This is a genomic window from Wolbachia endosymbiont of Ostrinia scapulalis (genome assembly GCF_023559145.1).
Taxonomy (GTDB): Bacteria; Pseudomonadota; Alphaproteobacteria; order Rickettsiales; family Anaplasmataceae; genus Wolbachia.
The window spans coordinates 1,158,213-1,170,788 of sequence record NZ_CP096926.1; the positions used below are offsets into that span (position 1 = coordinate 1,158,213).

Consider the following 12,576-nt stretch of genomic DNA (forward strand, 5'->3'; position numbering starts at 1 on the left):
AAACATCAAAATTTCTTATAACATCAGAGAATAGGTTATTTTTTAGTAAGAAATGAGCGAATTAGCAAAAAGCACTAGGGAAGATATAGAAGAAAAAGTAAAGAAGATTATACTAGAGCACATCAGTAAGGATGTAGAGGGATTTGGTAGTTCTTCAAAGCTTTCAGACCATGGCACAGATAGTTTAGATGCAGTTGAAATAATTATGGCAGCTGAAGAAGAGTTTGGTATAGAGATTCCTGATGAAGATGCGCAAAAAATGGAAACTATGGAACAGATAGTTGAATATATAGTAAACAAAGCAAACAATTGATGTTGAATGAGCAGAAGAGTAGTAGTTACCGGTGTCGGCTTAATTACTCCACTAGCAGCAGATGTTAATAACACCTGGTCAAAGCTGAAAGAAGGTAAATCTGGCATCAAAGCAATCAATACAGATAGGTTCGACTCTTCTGATCTTGCTTGTCAGGTTGCAGGGCAGGTGCCTGTGCAATCCGATAACATTGAGCATTATTTTAATCCACCAGATTATATTTTTGAAAAAGACCTAAAAAGAACAGATCGTTTTATTCACTACGGAATTGCAGCAGCTGTTCAGGCAGTAGAAGATTCACTAATTTTGGAAAATAAAAATATTAATAAAGAGCGAATAGGTGTAGCTATTGGTTCTGGTATAGGTGGTCTTCCATCAATTCAGGAAAATGTAATTACCATGCAGGAGAAGGGGCCTAGACGTGTTAGCCCATTTTTTGTTCCTGCAAGTCTAATAAATTTGATATCTGGTCATATTTCTATTAAATACGAATTTATAGGTCCAAATGACTCAGCGGTAACTGCATGTGCAACAGGTGCGCATGCGATTATAAACTCAGCAAGAGCTATAAAACTCGGTGAAGCTGACATTATGATTGCAGGCGGAGCAGAAAGTGCGTTATGCAGAGTTGGAATTGCAGGTTTTGCATCGATGAAGGCGCTATCAACTAAATTCAATGATAATCCTGAAGAGGCCTCAAGGCCATGGGACGAAGAACGCGATGGATTTGTCATGGGCGAAGGGGCAGGTATATTAGTTCTGGAAGAATATGAACATGCAAAAAAAAGGGAAGCAAAAATATATGCAGAACTCACTGGATATGGGTTAACAGGAGATGCGCACCACATCACAGCACCACATCCAGAAGGAAGAGGCGCACTTAAGGCAATGGAACTTGCTTTAAGGAGTGCACAAGTAAGCCCAAGTCAAATTGGGTATATCAATGCACATGGGACTTCAACAACACTTGGGGATAAAGTTGAAGTAATAGCAATGAAGCAGTTATTCGGTGACTATGCCTATAAAATACCTGTTTCCTCGACTAAATCTTCTATAGGACATTTACTTGGTGCCGCAGGAAGTGTTGAAGCAATATTTAGTATCCTTGCATTAAACAATGGAATTGTTCCACCAACTTTAAACCTACACAAACCTTCAGAAGGGTGTGATTTAAATTTTGTACCACTTAAAGCTCAAGAGCATAAAATTCAATATGCGCTTTCTAATTCATTTGGTTTTGGTGGTACCAACGCGTCTCTCATCTTTGGAAAGGTGTAGTTAATTATGCTATTTTGAATCGACTACGAAAATGTTATTCGAGTAGCTGAAACTAGAATCCAGTTAAATTGGTCAGCATAAAAGTAATGTTGAAATATAACATTTTGATGATGATGAAGAAATGGATTCTAGTTTCAGCTACTCGAATGACAGAAGAAGAAAAAGCAAAATTTTGCCTTTTACCGCTAACCTATTATACTTACTTGATAAGTTCTATCGCTTGATTAAATGCATAAAATATTAGTAAGAAGTAACCATAAGCCCTTGATTGGAAAAATCAAGATTAATGGTTCAAAGAATGCAGTCTTGCCAATAATGGCGTCAAGCTTGTTTAGTAATTCTTCAATAACTTTGCATAACGTACCTGATTTAATTGACGTGCATTTGATGTCTGAGCTGCTTAAGAGTCTTGGTGCAGAAGTAAATTTTATATGCAATAAAGACTATAAAGCAAATCACACTTTGGAAATTGACTGTAGCAATATCAATAACTATTTAATATCACATGAAATTGCAAGCAGACTGCGAGCATCTTTTTTAATGCTAGGTCCAATGCTCAGCAGATTTGGTAGAGTTTCAACAGTATTTCCTGGTGGATGTAATATTGGAAAACGTCCTGTTAACATTCATATTAAGGCACTTGAAGCAATGGGAGCTAAAATTGAAATTGATAGCTGTAATATAACTGCAACAACAAAGGGGAAATTGCAAGGCAAAGAAATAACATTTGAAAAAGTGAGTGTTGGTGCAACAGAAAATATAATAATGGCAGCAACACTTGCAGAGGGAGTAACAATAATAAACAATGCTGCAATCGAGCCGGAAGTTCTTGATTTAATAGAGTTTCTGAAGATTATGGGTGCCAATATTGAAGTTAATAATACAAAAATCACAATAGAAGGTGTTGAAGCATTAAATGGGTGTGAGCATAAAATAATACCAGATCGCATAGAGGCCGGTACTTATGCTTTGGCTGCTGTCATTACCGACGGCGAGCTAAAGTTGGAAGGAGTAAGTTTGTCTGATATAGAATGTATTGCAAATGAATTGAAGACTATAGGAGCCAGAGTTGAGTTACATGATGATGGTATTATTATTTCTAGAAAAAATGGCTCTATTAAATCTGCTCACGTTGCAACAAATCCATATCCCAACTTTCCCAGTGATATGCAACCACAACTAATGTCTGCAATGTGCATTGCAGATGGAATATCAATCATTGAAGAGAACATTTTTGAAAGTAGATTTGCACATGCAAATGAGCTAAGAAAATTAGGCGCTAATATCAGCATCGAAAAAAGTAAAGCTACTATAAGTGGAACAAAGAGCCTATCTGGAGCTAATCTGCATGCTAATGACTTAAGGTCAACAGCAGCTTTAATTCTCGCTTCTTTGGTAGCTAAAGGAGAAACTACAATAAATAACTCACATCATTTATGGAGAGGCTATGAAGCGATGGACGAAAAACTCAATTCGTGTGGAGCCGATATTTCCTTGAGGACATGTTATGAATAAGCGAACTACAGTAAAAGAGATAGATGAAATTCTATACGAAGAACATAAGGTGTTAGATCATGGATTTGTTCGAGTAATTGATTATATGGGCTCTGATAGCGCCATAGTTCAAGCTGCTCGCGTTTCTTATGGAAAGGGAACGAAACAGATAAATCAAGATGAGGCGCTTATAAAATATTTGATGAGAAATCATCATACAACTCCATTTGAAATGTGTGAAATTAAGTTTCACGTGAAACTTCCAATTTTTATTGCAAGACAGTGGATAAGACATAGAACTGCAAATGTGAATGAATATTCCGGAAGGTATTCGATACTTGATAATGAATTTTATATACCAGAACAGGTTGCAAAACAATCTGATAATAATAAACAAGGCAGCGGTGAAGCTTTTGACTCAAGTACTTCAAAAGAAATAATAGATTCTCTAATAAATGATTCTAATTTAGTATATTCTCATTATGAGAAATTTATTGAACAGGGCCTTGCAAGGGAAATTGCCCGAACTAATCTAACACTTAATTACTATACTCAGTTTTATTGGAAAATAGATTTACACAACCTTCTTCACTTTTTAAGACTTAGAGCTGATCAGCACGCCCAATATGAAATTAGAGTCTATGCAGAAGTTATGTTGGACATAGTGAAGAAATGGGTCCCGCTGGCCTATAATGCTTTTGTTGAATACTCGCTAAAATCAGCCTGCATTTCAAAAACTGGTCTTGAAATAATTCGCAAGCTAATAAAAGGAGAAAATGTTACGAGAGAAGAAAGTGGCATTGGTAAAAGAGAATGGAATGAGCTGATGTCTATACTTGGTAAATAGCCAAAAAGATCAAGTTATATCGTTCACAGACTTGCAGGTGTAAGCAACAATTTATTCATACCTTTATCAACTGATATATCAATTATTTTTGAATTTATTCTTTCCATTGTTTCGTAAAGCTTTTCGGCTTTCTTTAACATTAGTGTTGCATTTCTAAGCATAATATAAACTTGGCAATAATCTGCAAAATTTTCAATATACATATCATATGAATAACGGTTTACAGCAAGTTCCATTACCCTACAAATTTCCTCTAATGTAAAATTGGCAGCTCCTGTATCAGGACAAAAGCCAACCGCTCCTTTATTAGGGTCAAAAAATATGTATTTATCATTCTCTGCTTTATACACCAACATAGAATGCCCCTCATCCTCAATGACATCTTCTTCATTACAAGCATAGCAAAAATAACTAAATTCTAAGTAGCATCCTATCTCCACATCATTTAACGCACATTTGATTTGTTCTTGCTCAGTATAGATCCATAGTTCTGTTGAAGATAAATTATTATTTAATTCCTTATATATTATGTCATCATAATAAAATTGATCTCCTTCTCGCTTTTCAATGCTCTGAACATCAAGAATAGGTAAGAATTGCGATAAAAACTGCATCATTAATAACTTTTTCGTTTGTTCTTTTTTTCCATCAATATAATTCATAAAATCTTGTTCAGATATAATATTATCAGACTCGAGAAATGCAACAAAATCTTACCTATTCTCTAATTTTACAAAAGTAATAAAGTAACTTAATGAGTGACATAGCCCTTTTTTGGAATCAAAATCTAAAATTTCTTCAAATCTATCTTTTAATTGTACAATTTTAGATATACTATCTGACATAAAAGTATTCAAATTAAATTGAATAGCTTTCTCACTTTCAAATAATTTATTATATTGTTCTTCAGCTGATAAATCCGGTGCTTTGTATACATATCTACCATTTTCTCTACGTATACCTTCTATATCTTTAATTATACCTTGTTCTACATTTTTACTGATAGAAATTTGGTGCTTTCCTTTATTGGCAAATTGATTTAAAAACTCCGCAATTTTCTGTTTTGAGAGTCTTATTTCAACTTGTCCATCTTCTCTATCTTCAGTTTTACAAAACACTTTAACTCTAGGATGTTCCTTATCAGTACAGACTTTTAATACAATAGGTTGAGCAATGCGATTAACATATTTTGGCATATTATTTATTAAGATATTAACTATATATCTTAATAATGGTATAAATTACACTACTTGTCAACTAACATCTTGATAAATTAATAATATTTATTATATAAAAAAGTAAATTACATAGTAGGTGGTGTCATGCAAGTAGCTGACACTGGAATGGCTTTGTTGCATCACTCTTCGGATAATAGGTAACGTGGAATAAATTCATGAAGCTATCTCAAATTTAGCCATGCCTATATCAGTAAATTTGTTAAGCAAATAACACTTGAGTAGCAGTTCTCTCTCACGATTAACCTCAGATTTGTTTCTAAAACTAAACCCAAATGTTTGCTTCAGTCGCGAGAAAAAACTTTCTATATAAGATCTCTTCCCATAATTTATCTCTTTTTTCCACCTCTTCATACCATCTTCATCATATGACTTTATGAGCTTGATTGTAGAATTTCTCTCATCCATATAATCCAACTTTGGATGCTCTATTGCATTATTTTGCGGAGGAATCCTTGTCTTTATGTCAAGCTCATCGCACAGTTTGTATAACTTCTTTCGATTATATGCCCTGTCTGCATATAGTGTGCTTATATTATATTTAACATCAATCCTTGCAATAAGATCACATGCTCCATAGTGGTCAGAATAAACTCCGCCACTGTATTTTGCTGCTATAACTTTTTTGCTACCTATCTCTAGCATTACATGCAGTTTTCTTGTTTGCTCATAGCAGCGATACTTTCTATCTGTACCATTTGCCTTGCTATGACCTGGAATATTATTGTAGATCAGTACTATCTATGGCAATCTCAATATCTTCTGTATTATTTTTATCATGTCTTCGATCATTAATTTTGATGTTAAGTTTTTTAAGCCTTCTTGAGGCCTGGGAATAGCTAATAACTTGCAAGTTTTTCCTTACTTGCTCAAGGTACCCTGCTATAAATCCCGCTGTTTGTCTCAGACCTATTCTAAATAAATAAGTTATTATGTGAACCAGAATCACGACCTTATCGCTATAAATATAGTTGCCACCAGCCATTTTTGGACCTTTTTCGTACCAATTTTCTATGGCATCATTGACGTAATAAAAAATATTTCCCCTCTCTTGGAGAAATTTGTTATATTCATGGCAGTTACTGACTCTCATTTTTTGTGGCATATTTTTCTTTAGTAGGTTAAATGCTTGTCTTATAGTGAATTTTGTCAGTAACTGCCAGTTCTTTTTATTTGACCTATGCAACAAAGCCCACTGGAATCCAGAAATTTTTTGAGCACGAAAGTTTATGCTAAGTTTTTGTTGGTAAAAAAGGCTGGATCCCAGTGTCGGAGCACTGGGATGACACCATTTGTTGTAAACTCACTTTTACTCTATGGTTATACTACCTTGCCGCTATCCTGAACGGATACCAATATTTACCCATTAAAAACAACAACATTTTTCCGAATAACTGTAATTTAAGGCTAAATCAACGCAAACTAATTTCTACTTTTTTCAATGATTTTTTTTGCTTCTTCTACATCAGCCCATTCTCCAACTGTCACCGTTTTTCCCTTTTCTAAATCTTTATAATGAGAAAAGAAATGAGCTATTTTATCTAGTAAGCTTTTAGGTAGGTCAGAATAGTTGTTTATATTGTCATAATAGCTATCAACACTAGAGATAGGTACGGCTAATATTTTTTCATCCTCTCCTTTCTCGTCTTTGGTAAGTAATGCACCTACTGGACGCACTGATATCAAAACTCCAGACGCTAAAGGAAATTGAGTGAGCACCAAAACATCCACAGGATCACCATCACCTGCACATGTATTTGGTACAAATCCATAATTGCAAGGATAAGTCATTGAAGTAGACAAAAATCTGTCAACTTGTAATAATCCGAGCTCTTTATTAAATTCATACTTTACGGGTTCAGCATTTGCGCCTATTTCAATTACTACATTTATTTCATCTGGTTTTGTTGTTACTTTGCTTAAATCCATGGATTACCTCGTTATTCAAGAGAAGATATTATATAGCATACACTTTAAAAGTGCTACATTTATCATTCATAAGTAGAGATTCATGATTGCATAGGACCATTTGCAAAACTGTTAATAGTTGTATCATTGATCGTTGAATGTGGCGGTTCTTGAGGTGATTTTAGTAGTTGAAATAAAGCATATACTATTACGATAGTAAGTACTGCAGCAACTATGAAATTGATGAGATTATTTTGTGGCAAAATATTTGTTATTGAGTTGAATAACTTTTGCTCCATAAAGAAATAATCAGCAGTATATAATCCAATAGACAATATAAACATACCTAAAGCTAATTTACAAAATGTGTTTTTATGATTTTTGTTTTTTTTGTTACTGATAGTAGAGTTTAGTCTGCATTCACTTTGTGGCACTGAGTAATACGTATTCTCAGGGTTTGTTACTAATTGTTCAAATGCATCACTATTTTGGTTTTTTAGTAGTTGCTCTAGAGTACGTTTGATATTTTTAGGATATAGAGAATCTTGACTGTCTTGCTCTCTTGCAGCTGTAAATGTCCCGTTCAATTCACTTATACCTCTATAATTAAGTGTATACTTGGTGAATCCATTTCTATACGGTAACTCAATTTTTCTTAATACGTTTATTAACTGTAAGATGTAACTGTAATATAGTGGTGTGTTGATTACTCTAGCTTTCTCATTAATATATTGATTGAGTGATAAAATATCTCCATTTCCAGTACATGTAGAAAATATACCATAACTAGAAAATAGTAATGCTATGTCTTTATCTATTTTTATACTGTGAATCGAGTAATAATGATTTATTACCTCTTTACATAAGCTAAACTCTTTATCAAATTCATTTGCATAGCTTATTTTGAGTAACTTTTTAACATTATTGAGTACTTGTTTCTCAAAGTCATCATTATTGTTAAATAGAGCTTCACCTTTCGGATTTGCTAGAATATTAAAAAGCTTTAGTTTTTTTTGATCTTCTGTCAATTCTACTTGATCTACAATTTCCCTTAGCAGTTTCTTCGAAGTGTCACAAAGAGTAGGTATTTTTTTACTTTCAACTGCAGCATATATTTTATCAATTACTTCTTGAGTATTGAACTGAGCATTTTCTGCAAGAACTCTATAAGCTTGAACATAAATTAAAAACAATCCTTGTAGACTAAATTTTAAGTTAAAATATTTATCTAATGGCTCTTGTTCTTTTTTATTAATGAATTCGGATAGACCTATATGATTTCTGCAATCCATGCAATGATGTAAGTCAGCATGTTGAAAACTGCCCAAACGAATAAATGCGGCCTCTAGTAAATTGCCCTTACCAACAATTTTTATTAACTCTTCAACTTCTTTAACCATCCCTCTAGTCCACAATATAATAATTATCTTTATAGTATAAAGAATATAGGATAAAACAGCAATAAATTTTATTGTATGTTTACATTCTGCATTAAAAAATTAAACCACCAAGTTAGGAGCATATCCAACCTCCACCTATAACTTGTTCGCCCTTATATGCTACACAGGCTTGACCTGGACTGATGCCAAAGTAATCGTCGTTTAAAATTACACAGGCTTTGTTCTTTTCGTCAGTTGAATATATTGTCGCTAAGCTTCCTGCATGTGATGACCTAAGCTTCACAGTTACTTCCATGCCTTCTTTTGGTTGTTCTAACCAATTTAACTCTTTGACCAATATCTTTTTTTGCATTAGAGCATTGATCGGGCCTACTACAACTTCATTATTTTCTGTATTAATTTTTATCACGTAAAGAGGCTCATTGTGTGCGATGCAGAGGCCTCTTCTCTGTCCCACTGTAAAATTTACTATGCCGCTGTGCTCACCTAGCACTTTTCCATGAATATCTACTATTTTACCTTTCTGTACAGATTGTGGAGCTAATTTAGCTATTGTTTTACTATAGCTTTCGGAAACAAAGCATATATCTTGACTATCCGGCTTTTCAGAAATTTGTAAGCCAAAATACTTTGCTAATTTTCTTATATCACTTTTATAGAACCCACCTAATGGAAATCGCAAAAGCTTTAACTGCTCCTCAGTAGTTGCAAACAAAAAATAACTTTGATCTTTACTTTTATCGATGCTTCTACACAATTTTACCTCACCATTTTCTTCTAATCTTCTTACGTAATGTCCTGTTACGAGCACATCCGCACCAAGATTTTTTGTAACTTGCAATAGATCGCGAAATTTTACTGTTTGGTTACACCTTACGCACGGTATGGGAGTTTCTCCACGCATATAGGTATTTGCAAAATCCTCTATTACTTCCTTTTTGAATATTTCCTCGTAGTTTAAAATATAGTGGGGAAAGCCAACACTTTCAGCCACGTATTTGGCATCATAAATATCCTGTCCAGCACAGCATGCACCCTTTCTCGCATTACCATCACTGCCATAGAGCTGAAGAGTCACACCTATCACTTCGTACCCAAGGTTATACAGCAGTGCTGCAGCAACGGAGCTATCAACTCCCCCGGACATTGCAACAATAGCCTTAGTTTGATGCGGAGCTTTATCTTTTAATAAAGGTTCAATTTCAAATTCTTTTAGCATATAATTTATAAACACAAACCTGTGTCAAGCACTGGAATCCAGTTTCTATTACACAATTTCATCGAAACAGCATACTTATTTGTAGTCAAGTTCCAGTGTCAAGCGCTGGGATGACACCCCTTCCTGCTGGAAGTTGCCTTTAAATTACTTGGTGCGTGACACTGGGATCTCATTTATATTACATAATTCCATCAAAACAATTCGATAAACTGCCTTCAAAAACAATTTAATCTTGCTTGAATAAAACATGGCCAAAATAGTCCATGTTTTCAAGTACTTTTCCGCTACCCAGGGCAACACAACAAAGTGGATCATCTGCAACACGAACTGGTAATTTTGTTGTTTCACTAATAACTTTACTCAAGTTGCGCAATAACCCACCTCCACCAGATAAAATTATTCCTCTATCAACTATATCAGAAGAAAGTTCGGGTGGAGTACTCTCCAGTGCAGTTCTAATAGCAGAAATTATCTGATGTACAGGCTCTATTAGGCTCTCTGCAACTTGATATTCTGATAAAAGCATTTCTTTTGGCATACCACTCACTAAATCCCTGCCTTTAATTATCATTCCCTCTTTGTTGTTTTCAACTGGCAGACTGGCTGAACCGACGTTTTTCTTAATTTTTTCAGCAGTTGTTTCGCCAATCAATAACTTATGATTTTCACGAATGTATGACTTTATTGCCTCATCCATAATATCACCACCTACTCTGGCAGAACGTGAATAAACAATTCCACCTAAAGAAATAATTGCAACTTCAGTTGTACCACCTCCTATGTCAACAATCATAGAACCTTCAGGTTCGGTAACTGGAAGTCCAGCCCCAATTGCTGCAGCCATTGGTTCTTCAATTAAGAATACTTCATTTGCACCAGCACTTTCTGCTGCATCTTGTATAGCACGCCTTTCAACTGGTGTAGATCCAGATGGAACACATATGATAATACTAGGCTTATTAACAGTGAATCTTGTGTTTGCGCTGCGTATGAAATATTTTAACATTTCTTCCGCGCTTTTAAAATCAGCAATAACTCCGTCTTTCAAGGGTCTTATCGCTTCTATTTCTCCAGGTGTTTTTCCGAGCATCATCTTAGCTTTTTTGCCAAAAGCATAAGGAACGTAACTTCCTTTTTCTTTTACTCTTGCTACAACTGAGGGTTCATCAAGCACTATCCCCTGACTTTTCTGATAAACTAAAGTATTTGCAGTACCAAGATCTATAGCAATATCGCTAGCAAATAAACCTTTGAAAGTAAAAAAATTTCTGATTAAATTCTGAACAAAACTCATACACAACTCAAGAAAACCATTTATTGAGACAAATTATACTTTTCAGATAAGTAACTAGTGTAGCACTCAATATCTAAATCCCTACCTGTTACCTTTTTTAGCTGTTCCAAAAAGCCATAATTTGCACTATATACATTTTTAGAGAACCAATCGATAAGTAAACTGAAATCTCCTTTTACTATAGAATCTAAAAATCCGTAATGATTTTTCTTAATGAAAGAAAAAAACTGCACAGCAGCGATTAACGCTATGACTTTAATAGGAAAGTAGCCTATAACACCACTTATCCAATACTCATCTTGAAAATAAGTGTCTAGCTCATTTTTAGCTTTTACTGAAATCTTGTAATGCTTCATACCTTCCAACCATTTATCGTGTAGATCTTTAACTTCTAACGTACCATTTATTAGATCTTGTTCTAATTTAGTTCTTAGCATAATGTGAGCCAATAAACTAAATTCATCCGCATTCTTCAAAAAAGATGAAAGATTTACTTTATTGAAAATCAAATACAAATTTTCAACACTACTATTAATTTTGCCTTTTGTAGAAAGTTTCTCCTTTATGTGTGGTTGAATGAACTCAATAAATTCTCTGGATGTTCCAATGATCCTTTCCATGAATAACCCTTGAGTTTCATACATAATATGTTTTGTAATTGAGCTCTTTATAGAATTTTGCGCTAAACATTTTTGATGAATTGCATAACCAGTATGCCGTAAAAGTAAAAATAAACCATAACAAAGGTCAGATTCATCTGAATCGATAGGATCGTAATAAGAAATGGAAATCTCATTTGGTGTAACACTCATTTGCTGTAAGAATAAGGAACCAAGTTCAATCTGTCTCTGAACCGTAACTTTTTGTATATTAGTAACCTTATCCTTCTTCTGCTTTTGAGTTACTTTCTCTACATTTTCACTAAAAAATTTACCTAGCTTAGGAAATATTTCCTTTATGTTCTTTTCTGTGATATTAGAGTCATAGTCAGCAAGCAATGACTCATAGTTTGAGCGCTTTAATTGCTGCGATTTTATAGAAGCTGCTTCACGAGTAAGCTTAATTAGGTTAGTAAAGCATTCTTTCAGCTTTTCTAAGTTACTAATTTCAGAATTAGTTAGCCTCCATAAGTTTTGGCATTCAATCTTAGCTTTGGACAAAGATTTTACTAAATCAACAGGAATAGCACTGCTGCTTTTGTGTATCCCCTCTATTAACTTTAGCTGCTGAATATTCGCACTCTTTTTATTCTTAAGAGCATTCGCTAATGATTCCTTTATTGCATCATGAGAGATAATTTCATGTCTGATTTCCTCTAGAAGACACATTTGCTCGATCTTATCCTCTATATCCAGTTGGCTTTTGCTTAGTAGTTTTAGTATGTTTTCGATATTCCTTACCTTATGTAATACTTCCTCTAGAAACTTATAAGATCTCATTTTTATTCATTGCTTTGAAACATCCGCTTAATATCGTAATAGATTAATAATAAAGTTAAAAGTATATTTGCTTAAAGTACAATAAAAAATTGTATTTTTATTCTTTTATTGTACTTCATTGCTAAGAATTGAGCATCTTATCAGAAAAT

Annotated in this window: 11 protein-coding genes and 1 pseudogene; 4 read left to right on the plus strand and 8 right to left on the minus strand. The window is 34.0% G+C overall.

All coding sequences use genetic code 11. The features are described from left to right. The first annotated feature begins 52 nt into the window (after positions 1-52). From acpP to thyX, 4 genes are all read left to right on the plus strand, one after another. Positions 53-313 (plus strand): acyl carrier protein, encoded by a 261-nt coding sequence (gene acpP / locus M1L26_RS05650; RefSeq protein ID WP_211907517.1) that lies wholly within the window; start codon positions 53-55, stop codon positions 311-313. Positions 314-319: 6 nt separating this feature from the next. After that, positions 320-1,591: a beta-ketoacyl-ACP synthase II gene (gene fabF, locus M1L26_RS05655; RefSeq protein ID WP_211907518.1), complete on the plus strand. Its 1,272-nt coding sequence runs from the start codon at positions 320-322 to the stop codon at positions 1,589-1,591. A 228-nt stretch (positions 1,592-1,819) separates the two neighbouring features. Next, positions 1,820-3,106 carry a UDP-N-acetylglucosamine 1-carboxyvinyltransferase gene (gene murA, locus M1L26_RS05660; protein ID WP_250120114.1) on the plus strand — a complete coding sequence of 429 codons (1,287 nt, stop codon included), beginning with the start codon at positions 1,820-1,822 and terminating at the stop codon, positions 3,104-3,106. Continuing rightward, complete coding sequence (gene thyX / locus M1L26_RS05665) at positions 3,099-3,932, plus strand: FAD-dependent thymidylate synthase (RefSeq protein ID WP_211907520.1); 834 nt, start codon at positions 3,099-3,101, stop codon at positions 3,930-3,932. Before murA ends, thyX begins: the two co-directional genes overlap by 8 nt. Before the next feature lie 23 nt (positions 3,933-3,955). On the opposite strand, the gene M1L26_RS05670 is transcribed toward thyX, so the two are convergent. From M1L26_RS05670 to M1L26_RS05710, 8 genes and pseudogenes are all read right to left on the minus strand, one after another. After that, positions 3,956-4,594: a hypothetical protein gene (locus tag M1L26_RS05670; RefSeq protein ID WP_250120115.1), complete on the minus strand. Its 639-nt coding sequence runs from the start codon at positions 4,592-4,594 to the stop codon at positions 3,956-3,958. A 51-nt stretch (positions 4,595-4,645) separates the two neighbouring features. Further along, positions 4,646-5,128, minus strand: a complete 483-nt coding sequence (locus tag M1L26_RS05675) for a hypothetical protein (protein ID WP_250120116.1) — start codon at positions 5,126-5,128, stop codon at positions 4,646-4,648. Between the two features lie 195 nt (positions 5,129-5,323). Then, positions 5,324-6,272 (minus strand): annotated as a pseudogene (locus tag M1L26_RS06605) (IS5 family transposase). Between the two features lie 317 nt (positions 6,273-6,589). Then, the gene (ppa, locus tag M1L26_RS05690; protein ID WP_211907522.1) at positions 6,590-7,096 is read right to left on the minus strand and encodes an inorganic diphosphatase; all 507 of its coding nucleotides are present in this window, start codon (positions 7,094-7,096) and stop codon (positions 6,590-6,592) included. Positions 7,097-7,176: 80 nt separating this feature from the next. Beyond that, a complete protein-coding gene (locus M1L26_RS05695) occupies positions 7,177-8,475 on the minus strand; it encodes a WD1261 family protein (RefSeq protein ID WP_250120117.1) in 1,299 nt (432 codons plus the stop codon). Positions 8,476-8,587: 112 nt separating this feature from the next. Beyond that, a complete protein-coding gene (gene mnmA / locus M1L26_RS05700; protein WP_019236778.1) occupies positions 8,588-9,694 on the minus strand; it encodes a tRNA 2-thiouridine(34) synthase MnmA in 1,107 nt (368 codons plus the stop codon). Between the two features lie 226 nt (positions 9,695-9,920). After that, positions 9,921-10,988 carry a rod shape-determining protein gene (locus M1L26_RS05705; protein WP_007302210.1) on the minus strand — a complete coding sequence of 356 codons (1,068 nt, stop codon included), beginning with the start codon at positions 10,986-10,988 and terminating at the stop codon, positions 9,921-9,923. Between the two features lie 20 nt (positions 10,989-11,008). Then, complete coding sequence (locus M1L26_RS05710; protein WP_250120118.1) at positions 11,009-12,427, minus strand: gluzincin family metallopeptidase; 1,419 nt, start codon at positions 12,425-12,427, stop codon at positions 11,009-11,011. Positions 12,428-12,576 lie beyond the last annotated feature (149 nt).

What these genes read in the sequence shown, in the direction of transcription:
- murA (WP_250120114.1), top strand. Translation starts at nt 1,820, where the DNA reads ATGCATAAAATATTAGTAAGAAGTAACCATAAGCCCTTGATTGGAAAA.
- M1L26_RS05675 (WP_250120116.1), bottom strand. Translation starts at nt 5,128, where the DNA reads ATGCCAAAATATGTTAATCGCATTGCTCAACCTATTGTATTAAAAGTC.
- M1L26_RS05695 (WP_250120117.1), bottom strand. Translation starts at nt 8,475, where the DNA reads ATGGTTAAAGAAGTTGAAGAGTTAATAAAAATTGTTGGTAAGGGCAAT.
- M1L26_RS05670 (WP_250120115.1), bottom strand. Translation starts at nt 4,594, where the DNA reads ATGAATTATATTGATGGAAAAAAAGAACAAACGAAAAAGTTATTAATG.
- fabF (WP_211907518.1), top strand. Translation starts at nt 320, where the DNA reads ATGAGCAGAAGAGTAGTAGTTACCGGTGTCGGCTTAATTACTCCACTA.
- M1L26_RS05710 (WP_250120118.1), bottom strand. Translation starts at nt 12,427, where the DNA reads ATGAGATCTTATAAGTTTCTAGAGGAAGTATTACATAAGGTAAGGAAT.
- acpP (WP_211907517.1), top strand. Translation starts at nt 53, where the DNA reads ATGAGCGAATTAGCAAAAAGCACTAGGGAAGATATAGAAGAAAAAGTA.
- M1L26_RS05705 (WP_007302210.1), bottom strand. Translation starts at nt 10,988, where the DNA reads ATGAGTTTTGTTCAGAATTTAATCAGAAATTTTTTTACTTTCAAAGGT.
- mnmA (WP_019236778.1), bottom strand. Translation starts at nt 9,694, where the DNA reads ATGCTAAAAGAATTTGAAATTGAACCTTTATTAAAAGATAAAGCTCCG.
- ppa (WP_211907522.1), bottom strand. Translation starts at nt 7,096, where the DNA reads ATGGATTTAAGCAAAGTAACAACAAAACCAGATGAAATAAATGTAGTA.
- thyX (WP_211907520.1), top strand. Translation starts at nt 3,099, where the DNA reads ATGAATAAGCGAACTACAGTAAAAGAGATAGATGAAATTCTATACGAA.